This window comes from Ensifer sp. Root278 (assembly GCF_001429285.1).
Classification (GTDB): domain Bacteria; phylum Pseudomonadota; class Alphaproteobacteria; order Rhizobiales; family Rhizobiaceae; genus Ensifer.
Window position 1 is genome coordinate 292,124 of record NZ_LMJJ01000042.1, and the last position, 22,902, is coordinate 315,025.

Genomic DNA, 22,902 nt, shown 5'->3' on the forward strand with positions numbered 1-22,902 from the left:
GATTGACTCGATTATTGTTTGTCGTTTTCAGAACGGGAGATTTCCCATGTCCGCCATCGGCGCCCTTTTCGGTGACGTTTCCTCCAAGCCGGACGGCTCCGAGCTCAAAGAGGCGCTGCGTCGGGCGGCGAGTGAACGCATCCTGATCATGGACGGCGCGATGGGCACGGAGATCCAGCAGCTCGGCTTTATCGAGCAGCATTTCCGTGGTGACCGGTTCGGCGGCTGCGCGTGTCATCAGCAGGGCAACAACGATCTTCTGACGCTGACGCAGCCGAAGGCGATCGAGGACATTCACTACGCCTATGCGATCGCCGGCGCCGACATCCTCGAGACCAACACCTTCTCCTCGACCCGCATCGCCCAGGCCGACTATGGCATGGAGGACATGGTCTATGAGCTCAACCGCGACGGCGCCCGGCTGGCGCGCCGTGCCGCCAAGCGTGCCGAGGCCGAGGACGGCCGCCGGCGCTTCGTCGCCGGCGCGCTCGGACCGACCAACCGCACGGCGTCGATCTCGCCTGACGTCAACAATCCCGGTTATCGCGCCGTCACCTTCGACGACCTCAGGATCGCCTATGCCGAACAGATCCGCGGGCTGATCGACGGCGGCGCCGATATCATCCTGATCGAGACGATTTTCGATACGCTGAACGCCAAGGCCGCGATCTTCGCCACCAAGGAAGTCTTCGCCGAAAAGGGCATCGAGCTGCCTGTGATGATCTCAGGCACGATCACCGACCTTTCGGGCCGCACGCTTTCCGGCCAGACGCCGACCGCCTTCTGGCATTCCGTTCGCCATGCCGATCCGTTCACCATCGGGCTCAATTGCGCGCTCGGCGCCAATGCCATGCGCGCCCATATCGACGAGCTCTCGGGCGTTGCCGATACCCTTGTCTGCGCCTATCCGAATGCCGGTCTGCCGAACGAGTTCGGCCAGTATGACGAAACACCCGAGCAGATGGCCGCCCAAGTGGAAGCCTTCGCGCGCGATGGCCTCCTCAACATCGTCGGCGGCTGCTGCGGCTCGACGCCGGCTCATATCAGCGCGATTGCGAGAGCGGTTGCCAAGCATCCGCCGCGCGAGATCCCCAAGGTCGAACCGCTGATGCGGCTCTCCGGCCTGGAACCGTTCACGCTGACCGCGGACATTCCCTTCGTCAACGTCGGCGAGCGCACCAACGTCACCGGTTCGGCCAAGTTCCGCAAACTGATCACCGCCGGCGACTATTCGGCCGCACTCGATGTCGCGCGCGACCAGGTGGCGAACGGTGCCCAGATCATCGACATCAACATGGACGAGGGCCTGATCGATTCGAAGCAGGCGATGATCGAGTTCCTGAACCTCGTCGCCTCCGAGCCGGATATCGCCCGCGTGCCCGTGATGATCGACTCGTCGAAATGGGAAGTGATCGAGGCGGGCCTAAAATGCGTTCAGGGCAAGCCGCTGGTCAATTCCATTTCCATGAAGGAAGGCGAAGAGGCTTTCCTGCACCACGCGAAACTCTGCCGCGCCTATGGCGCCGCCGTCGTCATCATGGCCTTCGACGAGGTCGGTCAGGCCGATACCAAGGCGCGCAAGGTCGAGATCTGCAGCCGCGCCTACAAGCTCCTGACGGAAGAGGCCGGCTTCCCGCCCGAGGACATCATCTTCGACCCGAACATCTTTGCGGTGGCGACCGGCATCGAGGAGCACAACAATTACGGCGTCGACTTCATCGAGGCGACGCGCGAAATCATCGCCACGCTGCCGCATGTGCATATCTCCGGCGGTGTCTCCAACCTTTCCTTCTCCTTCCGCGGTAACGAGCCGGTGCGGGAGGCGATGCATGCCGTTTTCCTCTATCACGCCATCCAGGCGGGCATGGACATGGGCATCGTCAATGCCGGCCAGCTTGCCGTTTACGATGCAATCGATCCGGAGCTGCGCGAGGCCTGCGAGGACGTGGTGCTCAACCGCCGCGCCGATTCGACCGAGCGCATGCTTGAAATCGCCGAGCGTTATCGCGGCCAGGGCGGCTCACAGGCGCGCGAGAAGGATCTCTCCTGGCGTGAATGGTCGGTCGAAAAACGTCTTGAGCACGCGCTGGTCAACGGCATCACCGAGTATATCGAGATCGACACCGAAGAGGCCCGGCTAACCGCCGCGCGGCCGCTGCACGTCATTGAAGGCCCGCTGATGGCCGGCATGAATGTCGTCGGCGACCTCTTCGGTTCCGGCAAGATGTTCCTGCCGCAGGTGGTGAAATCCGCACGCGTGATGAAGCAGGCGGTTGCCGTGCTCTTGCCGCACATGGAGGCGGAGAAGCTTGCCAATGGCGGCGAAGCGCGCGAAAGCGCCGGCAAGATCCTGATGGCGACGGTCAAGGGCGACGTGCACGACATCGGCAAGAACATCGTCGGCGTCGTGCTCGCCTGCAACAATTACGAGATCATCGATCTTGGCGTCATGGTGCCTTCGGCGAAGATCCTCGACGTGGCGCGCGAGCGGAAGGTCGATATCATCGGCCTTTCGGGGCTCATCACCCCGTCGCTCGACGAAATGGTGCATGTCGCCTCCGAACTCGAGCGCGAAGGCTTCGACATTCCGCTTTTGATCGGCGGCGCGACGACCAGCCGCGTCCATACGGCGGTCAAGATCAATCCGCGCTACGATCGTGGCCAGACTGTCTATGTCACCGATGCCAGCCGCGCCGTCGGCGTCGTTTCGAGCCTCCTGTCGCCGGAGGCGCGGGGCAACTACATCGAGACGGTCCGGGCGGAGTACCGCAAGGTTGCCGACGCACATGCACGCAACGAAGCGGAAAAGCGTCGGCTGCCGCTGTCGCAGGCGCGCGCCAACCAGCACAAGGTCGACTGGTCTGTCTATCAGGCGAAGACGCCGTCCTTCCTCGGCACGCGGGTCTTCGAGAGCTGGGACCTGGCGGAACTCGCCCGCTATATCGACTGGACGCCGTTCTTCCAGACCTGGGAACTGAAGGGCGTCTATCCGAAGATCCTGGAGGACGAGGCGCAAGGTGCCGCCGCCCGGCAACTGTTCGACGACGCCCAGGCGATGCTTGCGCAGATCATCGAAGAGAAGTGGTTTGCGCCGAAGGCGGTGGTCGGCTTCTGGCCGGCCGGCACGGTCGGCGACGACATCCGGCTCTTCACTGGAGAAGACCGGTCGTCTGAGCTTGCGACCTTCTTCACGCTGCGCCAACAGCTGACGAAGCGCGACGGTCGCCCGAATGTGGCCCTTTCCGACTTCGTCGCCCCTGCCGACAGCAGCTCCAACGACTATGTTGGTGGCTTTGTCGTCACCGCCGGCATCGAGGAGGTTGCGATTGCCGAGCGTTTCGAACGCGCCAACGACGACTATTCCTCGATCCTGGTCAAGGCGCTGGCCGACCGCTTTGCCGAAGCCTTCGCCGAGCGCATGCATGAATATGTGCGCAAGGAGCTCTGGGGCTATGCGGCCGACGAGGTTTTCACGCCGCAGGATCTGATCGGCGAGCCCTATGCCGGCATCCGTCCGGCGCCGGGCTATCCGGCGCAGCCCGACCATACGGAAAAGGCGACGCTCTTCCGGCTGCTCGATGCGGAAGCTGCGATTGGCGTCAGCCTCACCGAGAGTTATGCGATGTGGCCGGGTTCGTCAGTGTCAGGCCTCTATATCGGCCACCCCGAGGCCTATTACTTCGGTGTCGCCAAGGTGGAGCGCGACCAGATCGAGGATTACGCGACACGCAAGCGCATGCCGGTGCGCGAGGTCGAGCGCTGGCTGTCGCCGATCCTCAACTACGTGCCGATGCCGGAGAGTGAGGCGGCCGAGTAATCTCGTTCGAACGGCAGGCAGACGGGCCGGTCTTGGCCCGTCCATTCGCACGGAGGCCGTCGCACCCGGGGCATGCAGTCAGTCGGGAAGGCTTGCCAGAAAGCCGATGAGCGCGACGTTGAAGCGCTCTGGCCGCTGCAGCGGGGCGAAGTGGCTGACGTCGGGGAGCAGGATGAATTTGGCGCCGGGAATGCTGCGCGCCAGATAGTCGGCGTGCTCGCGCTTGATGAACTCGTCGTTTTCGCTCTGGACGATCGCGACCGGTACGCGGATCCGGCCGAGTTCTTCGGCGGTGTAGTTCGGCTCAGTCTTCTGCATCTCGCTGACGGCATCGACGAAGGCGCCGAAATCATCCGGCGTTGCCGACAGCTGTCTGTAGTCGCTCGAATGGCGGCCGAAGCATCGGTCGAGCACCGGGCTCGGCTCGATTTCCATGGTTCCGCTCGGGTCCATGTTGCAGGCGAAGAAGAAGACGCCGGCGGCACGCTCCGGTTCCATCGAGGCGAGGACGAGCGCAATGCAGGCGCCGTCGCTCCAGCCGGCAAAGGCTGCTTTTTGAAGCTCGAGCCTGTCCATAACGGCGAGCACGTCCGACGCCATCAGTTCGTAGGTGTAGGGCCTGGCATCGCGGGTGCTGCGGCCGTGACCTCGGCTATCGATCAGGATGACGCGGTGCCCGGCCTCCAGCAGTGCCGGCACCTGGTAGCCCCAGTTGCCGCTATGGCCGAGGCCGCCATGCAGCAGGATCACCGGCGTACCCGATCCATAGGTCGCATACCAGATGCGCGCACCATCGCGCTCGACATGGCCCTCGACGGTTGCGGCGGGCAGGGGCGCTGCGCCATGCCCGGCAAACGCGACAAGACCATCGTCCCGGAACTCCATGCGCTCAGTCTCCCGTGCCTGATTCATCACGCGGGAAGCTTAGTTCACCGGTTGCGGCTCGGGAAAGTGCCAGGACCCGTCGAGGATTTCCTTGCGGGGCCGGTAGAGCCGCACGGTATAGTTCCAGCCGTCGACCACAGGCAGGCAGTTGGGGATCTTGCCGTCGCAGCCGCCGAACTGGATCGAGACGCTGCCATCGTCGCCCTTCTTTGCGGTGATGTTGTTGATGGTATAGGCATCATACCGGTTCTTCTCGTAGAAGCCTTGCGCATCGTAGACGCTGACCGACCAGAAGGCATCGACCGGCACGTTCTTGACGGTAAGCTTGTAGATCGTCTTGCCGTCATTCTTAGTGGGCGTGATGTTGAGATAGGTCGCATCCTTGTCCGGATTGCCGCCCCAGCCGGTGGCCGTGCCGATCAGATGGCGGATCGGATCAACCTCTTGCCTGGTGCCGAAGGCCTTCTTGAAGTCCGGCATGGTGGCGCCGAGCGCGAGCAGCGCCTCGCGCACCTTCTTCTGGCTGGCCGGATCCCAGGCCGGGACCTCGAACTTGCCTTCCTTTTGCTGGCTGGCCTTGATCGCGTCCTGCAGGGTGTGAACCTCGGCGATGTCCTTCGGGTCGGCCGGATCGACGAGCGTGCGGATGCCGACGACGACGTAGCGCGTGCCGACCTTTTCCTTCGTCAGCGTCGTCTCGCCGGCGCCGTAGACGACCTCGGGCACGTAGTGATCCTCGTTGATCACCTGCAGCGACATGAAGCGTTTTCCCGCGTCCGGCATGGTGATGGTAACCGGCCCGGCATCGAGATCGAACACGGCCGACGAATAGAGCGTGTCGCGGTTGAGGCGAATGACGGTCTGGTTGTCGATCGAAGCCGGTTCGCGGCGGTGCAGGAATTTGCCGAAGGCGCCGTCCTTGACCATGCTGGCCGCATACATGTCGCTCTCGGCGCGGACGAAGTTGTCGACGCCGACCGTGACGGGGTCGGCGGCGGTTGATTGTGTGGCGACGGCCATCACCAGTGCGCCGGCCATGAAGAGCGAACGACAATACATCATGCTCGGATCCTTCTCAGTCAGTTGCCGCGCTGCATCGGCGGTGCTCGCTTCGTCACCTAGCGTGGCAAACTCCATCCGATGGTAGCCCAAAATCGTGCCAGTTCGACGGGGAACCGCAAGTACGTAACGGTTACGACGCACGCGGGGCGCCATCGCCGGACCGCGCCGATGGCGCCGTCTGCCAAGCTGCGGTAACATCTGTGTTGGAGTACATCGTACGTTGAGAGCTCGTCGATGGAGCGCCGTCTCGCTGCCGTCCTGATCGCGGATGTCGTCGGTTACAGCCGCCTGAGTCGGCTGGACGAGGAAGGGACGCGCCTGCGATTCCAGTCGGACCTTTCCAACATCCTGGAGCCGTTTTTTATCGAGCATCACGGGCGTCTGGTGAAGACGATGGGCGACGGGCTGCTCGTTGAATTCCGCAGCGTTGTCGATGCGACGCAGTGCGCAATCGAAATCCAGAGGCGCAAGGCGGCAGAAGCCGACAAGGGGCCAGATGGCGAGAGGCTGGATTTCCGCATCGGTATCAATCTCGGCGATATCATCGTCGAGGGCGACGACATCCATGGCGATGGCGTCAATATCGCCGACCGGGTGCAGGGATTGGCCGAGCCTGGCGGCATTGCGATATCCGGCACGGCCTATGACCAGGTCAGCTCGAAGCTTAAGGCCGGTTTCGTGTCGCTCGGGCAGCAGCCGGTCAAGGGGCTCGGCGATCCGATACGGGTCTACCGCGTGCTCCTGGACCCGGAAGCCGCGGGCAGGACGGTTGTTGAGAAAAACCGGCGAAAGACTGTCTGGGTAAAGGGGCTGGTGGCCGGGCTTGCGGCGATCGCAATTTCAGCCGCGCTCGCCTGGTGGCAGCCGTGGACATGGATCGGGCAGGACGGCCCGGCGCAGCGTTTCGCCTATCCCCTGCCGGACCAGCCTTCCGTCGCGGTGCTGCCCTTCATCAATGTCAGCGGCGACAGCGACCACGACCACTTGGCCGAGGGACTGACCGACGATCTCATCACCGAATTGTCCAAAGTGTCCGGCCTCTTCGTCATCGCCCGGCACTCGGTGTTTGCGCTCAAAGGGAGCGCCACCAAGATCCAGGACGTGGCGGCCGAACTCGGCGTGCATTATGTGCTGGAGGGCACGCTGCAGCGGGCCGACCAGCGGCTGCGCATCAACGTCAAGCTCTTCGACGCGGTGAGCGGGTTGTCGCTCTGGGCGGAGCGCTACGACCGCCAATATGCCGATCTCTTCGCCGTTCAGGATGACGTCATCGGCAAGATCATTGCCGCGCTTGAGGTCAAGCTCAGCGAGGGCGAGCGCGACCGGTTGGCACGGATCCCCACCGATAATCTCGAAGCCTATGACAACTACATGCGCGCCGAGCAGCAGGGCCTTATCTGGCGCGATGTCGAGACCAATCGTCAGACACTCGCCTTTTACCAGCGGGCGATCGATCTCGATCCCGATTTCGCCGATGCTCATGCCGGCATAGCCCGCATCGCGGTCGACGTCTGGCGCAACGACTACAACTATCTCTGGTCGGCGGCGGTGGCGCGCAAGATCGCCTATGATGCGGCCGGGCAGGCGCTGAAACTCGACGCCAACAATGCGCGCGCCCATACGGTGCTGGCGTTGCTGCAGCTCGTCGATGGACGCGCTTCGGAGGCAAAGGAATCGGCGCTCAGGGCCGTCTCCATGCAGCCTAACGATGCCGAGGCGCTCGCCAATCTGGCGCTGATCCTTGCCCAGACCGGGGAGCACGAGCAGGCCTTAGACGATATCGAACGGGCACTCAGGCTCGATCCGTCGCCCTCATCGAGCCTGCAGCTTCTGGCGGGCATCGTCTACTACACGGCGCGCCGCCTCGAAAAGGCGATCCCATTGATCGAAGCGGCGCGCGAGACGCTGCCGAAGGCGGAAGCCGTGAAGGAGTATCTCGCCTCGGCCTATGCCCAGCGCGGCGATCAGCAGAGCGCAGCGGCAGTAGCCGCGGAACTGCTAAAACTCTTTCCGGACACCAACCTGACCTATTATAGCTATCTCTATGACTACTGGCGCGAAGAGGACCTCTATCGTCACCTTTTCGGCCTGCGTGTCGCTGGCATTCCGGAATGGCCCTTCGGCTTTGTTGGTGCTGCCAGCGACCGGCTTGGCCCGGCGGAACTCAAGCAACTGACCGATGACAAGACCTGGGTTGGCGTGCACAAGAACGGCACGAGCTTCGCGCAGTTCTTCGACAAGGACGGAAACACCGCCTACCGCACCAGCAATACGAACATCACCGGCCGCATCGAGGTGAAGGGCAACCAGCTCTGCGAGAAGTATGACGGATATTTCCTCGACCGCATGGTTTGCGGCTATGTCTACCGCAACACGGCAAAGGGCGAGCGCACGGCGGACTACATCAACGTCACGCCGCAGGCGCTGAAGTTCTTCTCGATCGAGCGGTGACGGCAGTCACCCGGCATCGAAGGCACTCCGATTCACTCAATTGACGCTGTTCTGGACGGAAAACCGCTACACACTTTTCTGGAACTGCTTTAGGGCGAGGGCTTCGTCCAGTTGATCGACGCCTTTTCAGTGAGCAGCGTCTGCTCGACCTCGGACCAGTGCTTGCGCGAATCGACCACCTTGTTCGGATTCTTCACAAGGCCGTCAGCAGCGCCCGGATCGTAGCTGAGGTACAGCTTGTCCTCGATGATGCGCCAGGCCTTGGGGTCGATGTTGGTCGTCACCGTGCCAAAGGAGACGCCGTCGGCGCAGTAGCCGCCATATTGCGGCGCATAGCGGGTGGGTTCCTTGATGAACTGGTCACGGTGCTCGGCGCTGGCGAACTGCCAGGTGGCGCCGAGCCAGCGATAGCTGAATTCTGGCGATCCTTCGACCGCCTTGTTCTCTGTAAAGTAGGCGACCGGATCATAACCCTTGATCGCCACGTCGCCGAAATAGCCGGTGTTGACGGGTTCTTCCGCCAACGCCGGACTGGCGAATGCGAGCAGCACCGCCGTCGCCGCGGTCGCAAATGGTATGGAGTGTCGAGACATGCCATGTCCTCCGTTTCCGGATGTGCTTGTTATTGTCGCTTGGTGCATTCGCCGTAGAGCCAGTCGCCGACGAGGTCGGCCTTCTGGCAGGTGGCTCCAGCCTTCAGCAACAGCTCGGCGGCCGGCCAGTGGGAGCGCCACCCCGCTTGCGTCAGCGGCGTGTAGCCGTTGCGTTCCTTGGCCTCGATGTCGGCCTTGTTGGTCAGCAGGAAAGCCACGATCTCGGCGTGGCCCTCTTCGGCTGCCGCATGCAGTGGCGACATCTTGTAGAAGTTGGCGACGTCGTTGACAGCAGCACCCTTGGCGACGAGCAGTTTGACGGTTTCGAGATTGCCGCCATAGGCGGCGGCGTGCAGGGCCGTCAGGCCGCCCTTGTTGCGGATCTCGATGTCGCCGCCGCGCTCGATGAGGAGCGCGACAACCTCGGTGCGTCCTTTCAGAGCGGCAATCAACAGCGCCGGCTCGCCGGCCGCATCGGGCTCGGTTATGTCGGTTCCCTGATCGAGCAACTGCTTGACGCGCTCCGTGTCGCCGTCCCGTGCCGCGTCATGCAAAGGGCCGGCCATGGCCACCGCAGCAAAGGACGCCACCGCGACGAATGCTGCCAGGATAGATTTCATCGCGCAACCTCCGCCCCAGCTTCGGTCTTGCCCAATTGGAAAGAGCGAAAATACCACAGGGCGACCGGTGGAAACAGGCGTTACCGTTGCCTGATCCATACTCCTTTTGGGTGGCTGCGATGATGAATGCCTGTCAGGCGGCGACCTGCATCAGGTCGAGCATGCGGTCGATCGCGCTCGGAATGGGCGCGATGATCGGCGTCGGGAACAGCGGCTGGAGCTGTTCGGCCGCCTGGCCGAGCGGGCCGCCACCGATGATGACGGCCTCGGCGCCATCCAATTCAACACACTGACGGACGGCGTCGCCGAGGGCTTCCAGCAGGCGCTCGGGGTGGGCGGAGAGCGCGAGCGGGTCGCCTGACGTGCAGCGGATGCCGGTATACTGGTCCCAGACGCCGAGATCGCGGGCGCGGTCGTCGATCGCCTGGATCAATTCCGGCGTCGTGGTGGCGACGCCGAACTTGCGGCCGCCCTGCGAGGCCTCGATCATCGAGGCCTCGCAGATGCCGATCACGGGGATCGCGAGGCGGCGTTTGAGGGCGGCAAGGCCGGGATCGCCGAAGGCGCTGACGACAATACCGAGGCATCCAGCCTCATGCCTTTCGCCGATCTCGACGACCTCGGCAGCGGCCGCATCCAACTGCTCGGGCGTCACGATCATCGGCGGGTTCCGCATGGCCGTGGCGACTGCCACGGCCATGCGTCCTGATGCAGCCCGGCGTGCGATGGAGACCATCATGTCGCTGGTGGCAAGCGAGCTGTTCGGGTTAATCAGAAGGATATGTGCACTCACGTTCTCAGTTCCGCGCCGACTTTGATTTCAGAAGTGTCAGCCTTTGCGAGGTCGGCATCGGCAGGCTGGGTCAGGTCTTCCATCGACATGCCATAGGTCTCGGGCCCGAGCTGGATGCAGAAGGCGAAGACCGCATACATGCCGGCGGCGAGACCGAAGACCCCGACCATGCCGTAGACGTCGAAGAGCGCGCCGGCGATGGTTGGGATGAAGGAGCCCGCGGCCGAGCCGGTTGCCAGGATCAGCGCCACGCCGAAGGCGCGGACGCGGGTCGGGAAGAGTTCGGGCGCATAGATCCAGATCGAGGTGTTGAGCAAGAGCACGAAGAACTGGAAGATCGCGCCGAACATCAGCACCAGATAGATGTTGGTGCCGAGATAGGCGATCGAGACCGCCGCAAGGCAGGCGAAGACGGCACCCAGGGTCAGCACCCTCTTGCGCGGGAAGTAATAGCCGAACATCGAGGCGGCGATAGCACCGAGCACACTGCCGCTCTGGATGATCATGCTGTAGAGCAGGCTTCCCTGGAGCGTGTAGCCCATGGACACGAAGATGATCGGCATCAAGGTGAGCACCGAGAGCTGGGCGCCGTAGCTCATCAGGATGGCGATGGCGACCGGGACGGTGCGGCCGATGAAGGGCGCGCGGAAGAGTTCCTTCCAGTCGCTCTTGGCCGGTTCTTGGTCCTTGAGGTGGTCCTTGGTCAGATATTCCTGGACCTTGAGGTTGCGCGGGCGCAGCGACCCGGAGGCGAGGATCGAAAGCACCTTATTGGCCTCGTCGATCTTGCCCTGTGATGCCAGGAAACGCGGTGTTTCCGGCACGAAACGGCGATAGAAGACGACAAGCAGGGCCGGCAGAGCAAGCGAGGCGAAAAGCCAGCGCCAGCTGTTTTCACCCGGGAAGAGGGTGAAGATCATCAGGCCGAAGGCAGGTGCCAGGAAGTTGCCGAAACCGCCAGCACCGACATTGACGAGGCCGGCTGCCGTGCCGCGGAATTTTGGCGAGCAGAATTCCGACAGCATCGTGACCGCCGTGGAGATCTCGCCGCCGACCCCGAAGCCGACGATGGCGCGGGCAAAGCAGAGGGTGGCGAAGTTCGGCGCCATGGCGCAGGCGGCCGAACCGATGGTGAAAAGCAGGAGGTTGATGGTCAGCATCACGCGGCGGCCGTAGCGGTCGCCAAGGATACCGGAGAGCAGGCGGCCGATGGCGGCGCTGCCGAAGGTGATGGTGTTGAGGAAGCCGATGTCGGTGCCGGTGAGCCCCCAATGTTCCTTCAGGATCGGGCCGGCGACGCCGATGGTGTTCTGCTCGAAGCTGTCGAACAGGCAGCCGATGAGCACGAGGGCGAGGATCTGCTTGTGGGCGCCGGTGACGCCAATTTTGGTGAAGGCTGATTCCAACTGTCTGATGACCGGCGATGACCTGCCGGACGGCACCATATTTTCCGCTGCCATGGTTCGTTCCCCTTTATGGCTTAACAACGTGAAAATGTGAAAACTCAGTTTCATGAAATCTACATCATGAAACTGAGGTTTCATAGAAGATTCTGTGATGCACTGCGAAAGGAAGGAGCCCTTCGCTGCATAAAATTCGTGGAATGCAGGTTTCGTGCCATCTCAAGAGAAACCACAGTTTCTCTTTTGCAGTCAGCGGCTTGGAGGCTGGCTGTCGTGTCGCAAGCGAACGAAACTGAGATTTCTTATGTGCAAAAAATAATCTGGCGTTTCAGGCCGCTGCCCAATCTACGCTCACAATTCCTCGAGCGCATCGTTGATGGCTTCGATGCCACGCAGCCGATTTCGACCGGCAGTGCCGGCGATTTCGATGCATCGTGTCGTCAAGAGATGGCAGAGCGCCATGACCGAGACGTGGTTGAAGAGGGGGCCTGGCGCCAGTGTCTGGCAGCGGAAATGCCATTCCGCCTGGTTGAGGAAGGGCACGCCCTCGTCGGTGATGTAGAGCAGCCGCGCGCCGGATTTTTCCAGCTGTCCGAGAATCGGCTCCATGAGGGAGACGCGCCGGCGCAGCCCGAAGAGGATCACGACATCGTCGCGGCCGATGCTGACCAGATGTTCGCCGAGCGTCTGGCCGCCGCCGGGGATGGCGGCGATGTGCTCGACCACCTGGGTCATCTGCCATTGCAGATAGGTGGCGAAGGAATGACTGGCGCGGAAGCCGATGACCCAGACCTTGCGGGCGCCGAGAATGGCGTTTGCCGCCGCCGTCACCTGGGTCTCGGAGATGGCGAGAAAGGTCGCCTCGATGTTGGCCACGCCTTGCGCCACATGTGAGGAGAGCGACTGTTCGCCGCCGCTGTCGGTGGCAGTCGCAAGGAACAGCCGCGAGCCCGTCTGCTTGTCGGCGCGAGCATGACGGCGCGCCTCCTCGTAGTTGTCGTAGCCCAAGCGCTGGATGAAGCGGGAGACGGTCGCCTTCGACACATGCGCCAGCGCCGCCAGCTCCTGGGCCGAGTAGCTCGCGACCTCGCCGGGAAAATCGCAAAGGAAATCCCCCAGCCGCCGCTCGGCCGGATGCAGCTCCGGCAGCACCTGGCGGACGCGCGTGAGGAAGGAGCGTTCTTTGGGGCTCATGTCGATTCCATGAAACTGTCGTTTCACGGCAATCTCTGATTTTCGAGAGGATATTGCAAGCGAGGCGGGCGGGTGCCGCCTCGCTTTCAACTGGGAACGGGGGAAGGTCCTACAGCGCCGCGCGTCTTATCAGACGCGCGAAGGTCGCTGTAGCACTTTGATTTGCTGCATGTCTTCGTCCTTAAATCGAGGTCGATTTAAGGAGACATGCAGTAGCCCCGCCGTCAGTACTTCGACGGCACGTAGAGTTCCGGCGGCAGCACCTTGCGCTCGTAATCCGGGTTGAAGACGCGTTCCGGCAGCGAGATTTCCTCGTGCGGCACCTCCTCGTAGGGGAACTGCGTCAGAAGATGATCGATGCAGTTGAGCCGGGCACGCTTCTTGTCGTTTCCTTCGACGATATGCCAGGGCGCTTCCGGAATGTTGGTGCGGGCGAAGGTCTCTTCCTTGGCCTTGGTATAGCCCTCCCAGCGCACCCGCGATTGCAGGTCCATGGGCGACAGCTTCCACTGCTTCAGCGGATCATGGATGCGCACAAGGAAGCGCATCTGCTGTTCTTCATCGGTGATCGAGAACCAGTACTTGACCAGCCGAATGCCCGAACGCACCAGCATGCGCTCGAATTCAGGGACGTCGTTGAAGAACTGCTCGACCTGATCTTCGGCGGCAAAGCCCATGACCCGCTCGACGCCGGAGCGGTTGTACCAGGAGCGGTCGAAGAGCACGATCTCGCCGCCGGCCGGCAAATGCGGCACGTAGCGCTGGAAATACCATTGCGTCTTTTCACGGTCGGAGGGTGCCGGCAGCGCGACGACGCGCACGACGCGCGGATTGAGCCTCTGGGTGATGCGCTTGATGACGCCGCCCTTGCCGGCGGAGTCACGCCCCTCGAAGATCACCACCACTTTTTCCTTGTGGTAGACCACCCAGTCCTGCAGCTTGATCAGCTCCGACTGCAGCTTCAGCAGCGCGCGGAAGTAATCGATGCGCGGGATCGTCGGCGGGTGGCTCTTGCGATAGATCTTGCGGATCTCCTCAGAGAGCGCCGGTTCTGAAAGCTCGAGTTCGTAGTCTTCGTCGAGCGTGTCGGCCAGTTCCGCTTCCAGCCAGTCCTGCGTCTCGATCTCGTCGTTCGACCTGTTCATCTGACCCTCCGATACGATGTGTCCACCGACAGCTTTGCAAATTCTATCGTTAGTCGGCTTATTTCACAGACGCATGAAAGGAATTTGACGCCGGGCGCTTCTGCGCCCCTGATCGTCCCTATCCCTTCATATACCAGCCCCAGGGTTCGTCGGTGTCGAAGCTGGTGATCTGCTTGGTCTCGAGATAGTTCGAAAGGCCCCAGCGGCCGAGTTCGCGGCCGATGCCCGATTGCTTGTAGCCGCCCCAGGGAGCCTCGGGGAAGGTGGGCTGCGAGCAGTTGATCCAGACGATACCGGCGCGAAAAGCCCGGGCGACGCGTTCGCAACGCTCGCGGTCAGCCGACATGACAGCCGCCGCGAGACCGAAGCGGCTGTCATTGGCCATGCGGATCGCGTCCGCCTCTTCGCGGAACGGCTTGACGCAGACGACTGGGCCGAAGATCTCCTCGCGCCAGACGAAGCTGTCTTCGCGCATGTCGGTCAGCACGGTCGGCTCGAGGAAGTAACCGCTGTTGAGGCCGGCCGGGCGGCCACCGCCTGCAGCGACCGTGGCCCCGTCCTGCCGGGCGCGATCGATGGCGCCGACAACCTTGTCATATTGGCCGCGGGAGACGATCGGCCCGAGCAGCGTGCCGTCCTCCAAGCCATTGCCGATCTTGATCTTCGCGGCCTCTTCGCAAAGACGGCTGACGACGGTCTCGTAAATCTCCTCCTCGACCAGCACCCGCGAGGTTGCCGAACAAACCTGGCCCTGGTTCCAGAAGATGCCGAACATGATCCATTCGACGGCCTTGTCGATGTCGCTGTCGGCAAAGACGACGAAGGGCGACTTGCCGCCGAGTTCGAGGCTGACATTCTTGATGTCCTGAGCGCCGGCCATCATCACCTTGCGGCCGGTCACGACAGAGCCGGTGAAGGCGAGCTTGTCGATCAGCGGATGCTCGGTGAGCGGCTGGCCGGCATCCTGGCCGGTGCCGGTGAGGATATTGAGCACGCCGGGCGGCAGCCCGACTTCCTCGGCAATGACGCCAAGCTCAAGCGCCGTCAGCGGCGTCAGTTCCGAGGGTTTGAGCACGATGGTGCAGCCGGCGGCAAGCGCCGGTGCTACCTTCCAGGAGACCATCAGCAGCGGATAGTTCCAGGGGGTGATGGCACCGACCACGCCGAGCGGCTCGCGCACGGCGCGTGCGGTGAAGCGGCTGTCGCCGACGGGGATCGTCTCCTCCGGATCGGCGTCCAGTTCCTCGGCGAGGCCGGCATAGAAGCGGAAGCAACCGGCGGCGTCGTCGATGTCCCAGAGCGCCTCAGGCAGCGGCTTGCCGTTGTCGGCGACTTCGAGCCGCGCCAGCGAGTGGCGCTTCTCTTCGATCTTCGCCGCGATCGCCCGGAGATAGACGGCACGCTCAGTGCCTGACAGTTTCGGCCAGGAACCGCTGTCGAAGGCGATGCGGGCGGCCTTTGCGGCCCTGTCCACGTCTTCATAGGTCGCGGCCGGCGCCCGGTGGATGACCTCTTCCGTTGCCGGGTCGACCACGTCGAGCGTGCCGCCGCGCCGCGGTTTTTCCCATTTGCCGCCAATGAACAGCCGATCCTGCATGCCATAACCCCTTTTTAGCCCGGAGCAAGTATGGCCAGACTATGCGAAGCGCGCCAGTCGCAAGTTACGGCTGGCGTTGATCTTTTTGGTTCGGGGACGTCGCTCAGAGGTCGGTAACGCGCCCGCGCCATGCGAGGAACGGCAGAACCGGCAGCACGGCACAGGCACTGGCATACAGCCAGAATTGTCCAAAGCGACATGAGCCCACTCGTAAACATCGCTCCCGACAGCACCCCTGCGGCAAGGCCAAGATCCATCAGGGGCAAGGTAAGGGCGTAGAAAGCCGTCTGGCGTTCCAGGGGCAGGCCGCGCTGCACGAGGGTGAAATAGGCCGCGAAAGCGACCATCTCCGGTATGCCGCCGAGGATCAGCAGCGCCGTGGCTGTGCCGTGGTTGGGCGCGAATATCAGCGCGAAGGTCGAGACGCCCTCGAAGAGGCTTGCGACGAGATAGGCAAGCAGTAGTGCGCGCGTATCGGTGAAGACCCTTGCCAGCCGGTTCGAGACGAGGGCGCCGCTCAGCGCGCCCAGCCCTTGGGCTCCGAGCAGCACGGTCCACATCTCGGGTCCCAGGTGAAACTGGTCACGGTTGAGCCAGAACAGGAAGGGCTGCAGCGCGCCGAGCGAAACCATGTAGCCGAGGGCAGGGAGCAGCAGAGCCCAGAGCAGCGGATTGTCGCGCATGATCGCGATCGCCTCCTGCCGGAAGCTCGGCGTGCAGGAGACAAATGGCTCGCGCGGCCGCCGGTTGCCGGAATGGCGCAAAAGGAGAGTTGCCGCGACGACGTGGCCGAGCGCCAAGGCGATAAGTGTAATCGCGATCGAAGTCGCAGCCGCTGTGAGGCCTGCCGCTGGCGGGCCGAAGATCTTGGCGCAGCGGTCGATCGCCTGAAAGGTCGTATTGGCCTCCATGTTGCGGCCGGGCGGAACGGAGGCGGCGCGGAGCGTCAGGAGGCCCGGCGTGATCACCGTATCCGCAAGGCCGATGAGGAAGACGATGGCTTGCAACGTCGTCGCATCGGGCGCCACCGCCAGGCCCGGGATCGCAGTGGCGACGCCAAGGATTGCGCAGAACACGGGAATACGCGGGCCGGTCCGCCGGAGGAGCGCGGTGGCGAGCGGCGCAAACACGATGCGCGGCAAAAGGCCAAACGCCAGGCTGCCGACGAGTTCCGCCCCGGTGCCGAAGCGTGCGGCGACGATGAGCGGCAGCGCGGCAACGAACATCCAGGAGCAGAAGGAATGAACGACGAGAACGAAGCTGATGCGCCGGAAGGCGGCGCAGCCCCAGAGATTGGATGTGGTCATGACGAGCCCGATGGCAGGCAGTCGATCCGGGTGCCCCGTTAAAACGGGGTGGGCGGATCGATGCGAACGAGATTTGTCCGCTCAACAGGCGGACGGTTCTGGGCTCACAGGTGCAAGCCCCGCCTTGCGGGGCAGATCAGGCCATCAAATGCGGTTCGCTCGACATGGTCGCCATCTACCATGCGTGCTTCTCATGTGACAAGCGGCAGCCAGGCTGGTCTCGGCTGCCGCGTCGGGTTGCGGCGATCCGCTATCGCGTTGCATTGGCGAGCGCCGGAGCAACATTGGCGATCTGTGTGATCACCATGCCGCCGACGATGAAGAGTAGGCCGGTCAGTCGCGCCGCATTGACCGGCTTTGCGGGGAAACCCATCAGGCCGAAGTGATCGATGAGCAGGGAGACCGCCATCTGGCCGGCGATGACGGCGACGATGAAGCTTGCCGCGCCGAGCTTCGGCGCAAGGAGGAGAGCAGCGGTGATATAGATCACGCCGGCGGCGCCGCCGATCCAGATCCACCACGGACCCTTGAATGCCGTCGCAAGGCTGGGCAACGGCGCCCGCAACGCGATCAGCATCGGCAGGATGAGCGCGAGACTGACGCCGAGCGAGACGACCGTCGCCCAGAGCGGATGGCCGAGGAGGCGGCCAAGGTTGGCATTGGCGCCGGCCTGGAGGGGGACGACGGCGCCGGCGAAGATCGCCGTGGCAAGCATGAGGAGGGAGGAGAGAGTGGGCATTGTTTTTTCCTTCTTGATTGCCTCATCCTCACGCATCGATGGGAGGAATGGAAATTCAAATTTCGTACGTGTTACATTCGCCTCATGAATAATCTCGGCGGAATCGACCTGAACTTGTTGGTGGTGCTCGATGCCCTGCTGGCGGAACGCCATGTATCGCGTGCGGCCCTGCGGCTGAACAAGAGCCAGCCGGCGGTCAGTCATGCGCTTGCGCGCTTGCGGGCTCTTTTCGACGATCCCTTGCTCGTCCGCCATGGCGGACAGCTTGAACCGACGGTGCGGGCGCTGGAGATCGCGCCACAGCTTGCCGAGGCCCTGGCGCACATGCGCCAGCTCATGGGGTCTCAGCCGTTCGATCCGGCAATGGAGCGCCATATCTTTCGGCTCGCGATGTCCGACTATGCCGCCCTCGTTCTGCTGCCGCGCTTGATGGCGGTGCTGCGCCGGCAAGCGCCGTACGTCGATCTCATCGTTAGCCAGGCGAGCCGTGAAGTGATGATGTCGCAAATTGTCGACGGCGAGATCGATCTGGCGCTCGGGGTGTTTCCGACGCTGACCGAGGATCTGAGGACATCGCTCCTGTTTAAGGAACACTTCGCCTGCCTGGCAGATGGCGCGAGCCTTGGTGGCGAAAAGGCGATGGATCTGACGGCCTATCTGGAGCGGCCGCATATTCTCGTTTCGCTGCGCGGCGACACCGGCAACGAGATCGACCTGGCGCTGGCGGCCGCGGGGCACAAGCGCCGCATCGTGCTGGCGCTGCCCCATTGGAGTGCTGCGCCCGGCCTGGTTCTCGGCACGGACATGGTGCTTACGGTGGCACACCGCATCCTGCCGCGTGATGCTGAGGCCGGGTCACTGACCGTCTTCGATCCGCCCTTCGCCATCCCGCCTTTTTCGTTCCGTCAGATCTGGCATCGGCGGCGCGACGGCGATCCCGCCCACCGCTGGCTCCGGGATCTGATCACCCACATTCTCGCGCCATCGGAGTCGGTTCCGGCCATCGTTTGATCGTGGGAAAATGTGATCCTGAAAATGAAAAGGCCCGGTGCGGCGATGCCGACCGGGCCTTTCTCATAGACTCTGTTTCGCGTCAGTCGTGGCTGACGCCCTGGATCGCCGAAACCTGCCATTCCGCGCCCGGCTTGCGGACGAAGGTCCAGAGCTCGACCGCTTCGGTCAGCTTGTCCGGATCACCGCTGATGACCTTGCCCGTGGCGCGGTCTCGCATCACGTCGATGCTTTCGTAACGCATGGCAACGGTCGCGTAGTCGGTCCCGTTTTCGGACCAGGCCTCGGCCACGTCGCCCTGGACAAGGTGCACGTCGCGCACATCGTTCTTGACGCCGCTCGTCGCGTTGTCGCTCAGCTCTTCGGCGAGGTAGGACATGGCTTCCGGCGTCGTCAGGCGACGCAACGTGCCGTAGTCTTCAGCGGCGTAGGCCGCCTGCACGTCCTTCAGCATCTTTTCGAACTGTTCGAGGTCGGCCTGCTGGACGCCGATTTCGTCAGCCGGGCCGTCGGTGACGGGGGCCGGTGCAGGTGCTGCCGTCGGGCGCGCGTTCGCCTGACCGCCGGCCTGGGCGCCACCGATGCTCGGAATCTTGAACGACGGCATGCCGTTCGGCTGAGCCGACGACCGCTCGGACGGGCCCGCATAGGCCGTCTGCTGGCGGTTGCGGCCGAAGAAGCGCATGGCAAGCATGATCAGACCGCCGATGAGGAGCATCTGCACGATCAGGCCGAGGAAACCGGCCGCACCGCCGAAGCCGCCGCCCATCAGCATGCCGATCAGGCCGCCGACCATGAGGCCGCCGAGCAGCGAGCCGCCAAAGCCGCTGAAGAAGCCCGGACGGGCGTTCGGCTGGGTAGCGTTCGGGCGCGTCTGGCCGGCCGCCGGATTGGTGGCGGTGGGGCCGGCGTCCTGGCGCGGCGTCATCGAGCGGTCGATCGGTGCCGCGTTGGTCGGCGCCGTGCGGGTAACGGGCGGCTGCGAGAAGGTGCGGGTGCCGCGGCTGCCGAAGCCGCCGCCCGAACGCCGCGCTTCGGCGACGTCCACAACTGTCAGCGCGACGGTCAAGCCGATCGCCATCATTGCCAGAGCTCGTCCAAAACGCCCAAATCGCTGCATTGCCATCACAACCCCTAATCTTGCTTGGGCTCAAAACTGAGCCATCAGGGCCCGATATAGGGGTTCAAGGCCCGTGATTTAAGCGTTTCGCGTCGCTTTTCGGACAGTTTACCGTTATCCGCTGCCCCTCTCCGGGCCGAATCCGGCGTCGAATCAGCACCTTCGATCACACTGGATGTCGCATTCGCTGACACAAAACCACCCCGCATTTTCGCTAGCGATTGGCTGCCAGGATCAGGCTTGCCGCCTTTTCGGCGATCATGATCGTCGGCGAATTGGTGTTGCCCGAGGTGATCGTCGGCATGATCGAGGCGTCGGCGATGCGCAACCCCTTGAGGCCGCGAAGGCGCAGTTCAGGATCGACGACGCTTTCAGCGTCAGCGCCCATGCGGCAGGTGCCGACCGGATGAAAGATCGTCGTGCCGATATCGCCAGCGGCGCGCTTCAGGTCGTCCTCCGTCTCGTAGGATGGGCCCGGCTTGAACTCGACCGGGTTGAAGCGGGCGAAGGAAGGCTGTTTGACGATTTGCCGCGTCAGGCGGATGGCGCTGACGGCGACGTTGCGATCGGCCTCTGCGGTCAGGTAGCGCGGCCGGATGTCCGGTGCCGCGGCAAAATCCGGCCCCTTCAGGTGTACCGAGCCTCGGCTTTCCGGACGCAGGTTACAGACGCTGGCGGTGATTGCCGGGAAGGAATGAACAGGCTCGCCGAACTTGTCGAGCGAGACCGGCTGCACGTGATATTGCAGGTCGGGCGTTTCCTTCTCCGGGCCGGACCGGGTGAAGATCCCGAGCTGGCTTGGCGCCATCGCCATGGGACCGGAGCGCCGCAGCAGATATTCCAGCCCGATCGACGCCTTGCCGAAGAGTGAATTGGCCTTTTCGTTGAGCGTCGGCACGCCCGTCACCTTGTAGGCCATGCGCAGCTGCAGATGATCCTGCAAGTTCTCGCCGACACCTGCGCGTTCGTGGCGAAGCTCGATGCCGTTGGCCTGAAGCACGTCACCGCGGCCGATGCCTGAGAGCTCGAGGATATGCGGCGAGCCGATCGCGCCGGCGGAAAGCACGGTCTCACGGGCTGCGCGGGCACGTTTGACCGTGCCATCGTGCTGAAACTCGACGCCGGCGATGCGATCGCCTTCGATGATCAGCTTGCGCACATGCGCTTTGGTCAGAACCGTGAGGTTGCCGCGCTTCTGCGCCGGGCGCAGGAACGCCTTCGCCGTGTTCCAGCGGATGCCGGAGCGCTGGTTGACGTCGAAATAGCCGGAGCCTTCGTTGCTGCCGCGGTTGAAATCCGGCGTTTCTGGAATGCCGGCTTCGGTGGCGGCCTTCTGGAAAGCGTCGAGCACGTCCCAGCGCACGCGGGCCTTTTCCACCCGCCATTCGCCGCCAGCGCCGTGCATGTCGTTGGCACCCTTATAGTGGTCCTCCGACTTCTTGAAGAGCGGCAGCACGTCGTCCCAGGCCCAGCCGGTGCAGCCGAGCTGGCGCCAATGGTCGTAGTCCTGCGCCTGGCCGCGCATGTAGATCATGCCGTTGATCGACGAGCAGCCGCCCAGCACCTTGCCGCGGGGATAGCCGAGCGAGCGGCCGTTGAGGCCCTCTTCGGCGGCCGTCGTAAAGCACCAGTCGGTGCGCGGATTGTTGATGCAGTAGAGATAGCCGACCGGAATGTGGATCCAGTGGTAGTTGTCGCGGCCACCGGCCTCCAGCAAGAGCACGCGATGGCTCAAGTTTTCGGAAAGGCGATTGGCAAGCACGCAGCCGGCGCTACCCGCCCCGACGACGATATAGTCGAACGTGTCCATTGGGTTCTCTTGGTGTTCGGGAACCGCCGCGAAACGCGCGCGTAGGAATGTACGCGGGCTCCTCTGCGCGGATGGCGGTGCCGTTTCGTTCTGTTCATAATTGGCCAGACATGCTCCTCAGATGTCGGCTCCGGCGACTACAATCCGGAAAAAACCGCTTGGATGCAAGCGGCCTGGACCGTAAATTGCGAAACAGGATCTGTTCATTTTCGAACAGATGGGGGTGGCGATGAATCCGAATTTCACCTGGGACGATCTGCAGTTCTTTCTCGCGGTTGCCCGTACCGGACAATTGTCGACGGCGGCCCGACGCCTGAGGACCAGCCATGCCACGGTCTCGCGTCGCATCGATCGGCTGGAGTTCGCGCTCAAGGTCAAGCTGTTCGAGCGCAATCCGCGCGGCTACGTGTTGACCGGCATGGGCAAGCGTTTCATCGAAACCGCCGAGCGGGTCGAGCGCGAGACCGAACAATTGCAGCTCGACATCAATGATGGCCTGACGGCGCAGCGCGGCGTCGTGAGGTTGAGCACGCTTGAAGGCTTCGGCAATTTCTTCCTGGCCGATCGGTTGGCGGATTTTGCCGAAAACTATCCGAACGTCTCGCTGGAACTGGTGGCGATCCAGCAGATCATGTCGCTATCGCGCAAGGAAGCGGATATCCAGGTGGCGCTGACGGCGCCGAAAGCCGGACCTTACCAATCCGAGGTGCTGACGCCCTATACGCTGCATGTCTATGGCGCGCGCAGCTATCTCTCGAAACATCCGCCGATCACCGGACGCAACGACCTCGCCGCGCACCGCTTCGTCGGGTATATCGAAGACATGATCTTTGCGCCGGGCCTCGATTATCTGGGAGAACTCCAGCCGGGCCTGCATGCTCATTTCCAGAGTTCGAGCATCCTGACGCAGCTAAAGGCTGTGCGGCAGGGGCTGGGACTATGCGTGCTGCCGTACTTCATCGCGCAGCAGGAAGAAGACTTGGAGATCGTCCTGCCTGAAGAGATTGAGCTCAAGCGCACCTATTGGCTGGTTTGCCACCGGGATCTGGTCGCGGTGCCGCGGGTAAGGGCGGTGCGCGAATTCCTGATGCAGATCGTTCGGGAACACCGGGCGGATTTCACCCGGGAAACTGCGTCGCTGATGACGGGCATGCGGCGCATATCGCGATCGTAATCCGTGTCGGGTGATGCCGGGATGGGTCTCTTCGTGGCCAAGGGGTGATTTGCGCCGCAAACGCCCGTGTTTCCGCTCCTCAAAATCGAGCGAGTTTATCAACAGTCGAAATAGTCATTTAGATTCAATGGCTTGTTCTTTTTTGAAGTTTTTTTGAAGATCGCTGTTGACGTCTGTGAGG

Annotated in this window: 17 protein-coding genes; 4 read left to right on the forward strand and 13 right to left on the reverse strand. The window is 63.1% G+C overall.

Annotated elements, in window-relative coordinates; genetic code table 11:
- Window positions 1-46: 46 nt before the first annotated feature.
- On the forward strand, window positions 47-3,817 hold the full coding sequence (metH, locus tag ASE60_RS29155; RefSeq protein ID WP_057255067.1) for a methionine synthase: 3,771 nt from the start codon (window positions 47-49) through the stop codon (window positions 3,815-3,817).
- Between the two features lie 78 nt (window positions 3,818-3,895).
- Here metH and ASE60_RS29160 read toward each other — a convergent pair whose 3' ends face one another.
- Together ASE60_RS29160 and ASE60_RS29165 are read right to left on the reverse strand one after the other, a co-directional pair.
- Window positions 3,896-4,702, reverse strand: coding sequence for an alpha/beta hydrolase (locus ASE60_RS29160; RefSeq protein ID WP_057255068.1), 807 nt, complete (start codon window positions 4,700-4,702; stop codon window positions 3,896-3,898).
- 39 nt (window positions 4,703-4,741) lie between these two features.
- Complete coding sequence (locus tag ASE60_RS29165) at window positions 4,742-5,764, reverse strand: DUF1254 domain-containing protein (RefSeq protein ID WP_057255110.1); 1,023 nt, start codon at window positions 5,762-5,764, stop codon at window positions 4,742-4,744.
- A gap of 234 nt (window positions 5,765-5,998) precedes the next feature.
- Here ASE60_RS29165 and ASE60_RS29170 point away from each other — a divergent pair, with 234 nt between their 5' ends.
- The gene (locus ASE60_RS29170) at window positions 5,999-8,215 is read left to right on the forward strand and encodes an adenylate/guanylate cyclase domain-containing protein (RefSeq protein WP_057255069.1); all 2,217 of its coding nucleotides are present in this window, start codon (window positions 5,999-6,001) and stop codon (window positions 8,213-8,215) included.
- An 89-nt stretch (window positions 8,216-8,304) separates the two neighbouring features.
- On the opposite strand, the gene ASE60_RS29175 is transcribed toward ASE60_RS29170, so the two are convergent.
- The 9 genes from ASE60_RS29175 to ASE60_RS29215 all read right to left on the reverse strand — a co-directional run bounded on the left by ASE60_RS29175 (window position 8,305) and on the right by ASE60_RS29215 (window position 17,606).
- Window positions 8,305-8,808, reverse strand: coding sequence for a YHS domain-containing (seleno)protein (locus tag ASE60_RS29175; RefSeq protein ID WP_057255070.1), 504 nt, complete (start codon window positions 8,806-8,808; stop codon window positions 8,305-8,307).
- A gap of 29 nt (window positions 8,809-8,837) precedes the next feature.
- Window positions 8,838-9,428, reverse strand: a complete 591-nt coding sequence (locus ASE60_RS29180; protein WP_057255071.1) for an ankyrin repeat domain-containing protein — start codon at window positions 9,426-9,428, stop codon at window positions 8,838-8,840.
- 133 nt (window positions 9,429-9,561) lie between these two features.
- Window positions 9,562-10,221, reverse strand: a complete 660-nt coding sequence (locus tag ASE60_RS29185; RefSeq protein WP_057255072.1) for an aspartate/glutamate racemase family protein — start codon at window positions 10,219-10,221, stop codon at window positions 9,562-9,564.
- Window positions 10,218-11,681 carry an MFS transporter gene (locus tag ASE60_RS29190; RefSeq protein WP_057255073.1) on the reverse strand — a complete coding sequence of 488 codons (1,464 nt, stop codon included), beginning with the start codon at window positions 11,679-11,681 and terminating at the stop codon, window positions 10,218-10,220. The genes ASE60_RS29185 and ASE60_RS29190 overlap by 4 nt, the downstream gene beginning before the upstream one ends.
- A 294-nt stretch (window positions 11,682-11,975) precedes the next feature.
- On the reverse strand, window positions 11,976-12,818 hold the full coding sequence (locus ASE60_RS29195) for a MurR/RpiR family transcriptional regulator (protein WP_057255074.1): 843 nt from the start codon (window positions 12,816-12,818) through the stop codon (window positions 11,976-11,978).
- 224 nt (window positions 12,819-13,042) lie between these two features.
- Window positions 13,043-13,963, reverse strand: a complete 921-nt coding sequence (gene ppk2, locus ASE60_RS29200) for a polyphosphate kinase 2 (protein WP_057255075.1) — start codon at window positions 13,961-13,963, stop codon at window positions 13,043-13,045.
- 118 nt (window positions 13,964-14,081) lie between these two features.
- Window positions 14,082-15,560: an aldehyde dehydrogenase family protein gene (locus ASE60_RS29205; protein WP_057255076.1), complete on the reverse strand. Its 1,479-nt coding sequence runs from the start codon at window positions 15,558-15,560 to the stop codon at window positions 14,082-14,084.
- A 14-nt stretch (window positions 15,561-15,574) separates the two neighbouring features.
- A complete protein-coding gene (locus ASE60_RS29210) occupies window positions 15,575-16,867 on the reverse strand; it encodes an MFS transporter (RefSeq protein ID WP_057255077.1) in 1,293 nt (430 codons plus the stop codon).
- Window positions 16,868-17,117: 250 nt separating this feature from the next.
- Entirely contained in the window at window positions 17,118-17,606 is a 489-nt protein-coding gene (locus ASE60_RS29215) for a DMT family transporter (RefSeq protein ID WP_057255111.1), read from the reverse strand.
- An 84-nt stretch (window positions 17,607-17,690) separates the two neighbouring features.
- Between ASE60_RS29215 and ASE60_RS29220 the strand changes: the two genes are divergently transcribed.
- Window positions 17,691-18,617: a LysR family transcriptional regulator gene (locus tag ASE60_RS29220; protein WP_057255078.1), complete on the forward strand. Its 927-nt coding sequence runs from the start codon at window positions 17,691-17,693 to the stop codon at window positions 18,615-18,617.
- Between the two features lie 82 nt (window positions 18,618-18,699).
- Here the strand turns inward: ASE60_RS29220 and ASE60_RS29225 are convergent, their stop codons facing one another.
- Window positions 18,700-19,743, reverse strand: coding sequence for a Tim44 domain-containing protein (locus ASE60_RS29225; RefSeq protein ID WP_057255079.1), 1,044 nt, complete (start codon window positions 19,741-19,743; stop codon window positions 18,700-18,702).
- Between the two features lie 208 nt (window positions 19,744-19,951).
- Window positions 19,952-21,547 (reverse strand): GMC family oxidoreductase N-terminal domain-containing protein, encoded by a 1,596-nt coding sequence (locus ASE60_RS29230; protein WP_057255080.1) that lies wholly within the window; start codon window positions 21,545-21,547, stop codon window positions 19,952-19,954.
- A 229-nt stretch (window positions 21,548-21,776) separates the two neighbouring features.
- On the opposite strand from ASE60_RS29230, the gene ASE60_RS29235 reads away from it, so the two are divergent.
- The gene (locus ASE60_RS29235; protein ID WP_057255112.1) at window positions 21,777-22,721 is read left to right on the forward strand and encodes a LysR family transcriptional regulator; all 945 of its coding nucleotides are present in this window, start codon (window positions 21,777-21,779) and stop codon (window positions 22,719-22,721) included.
- Window positions 22,722-22,902 lie beyond the last annotated feature (181 nt).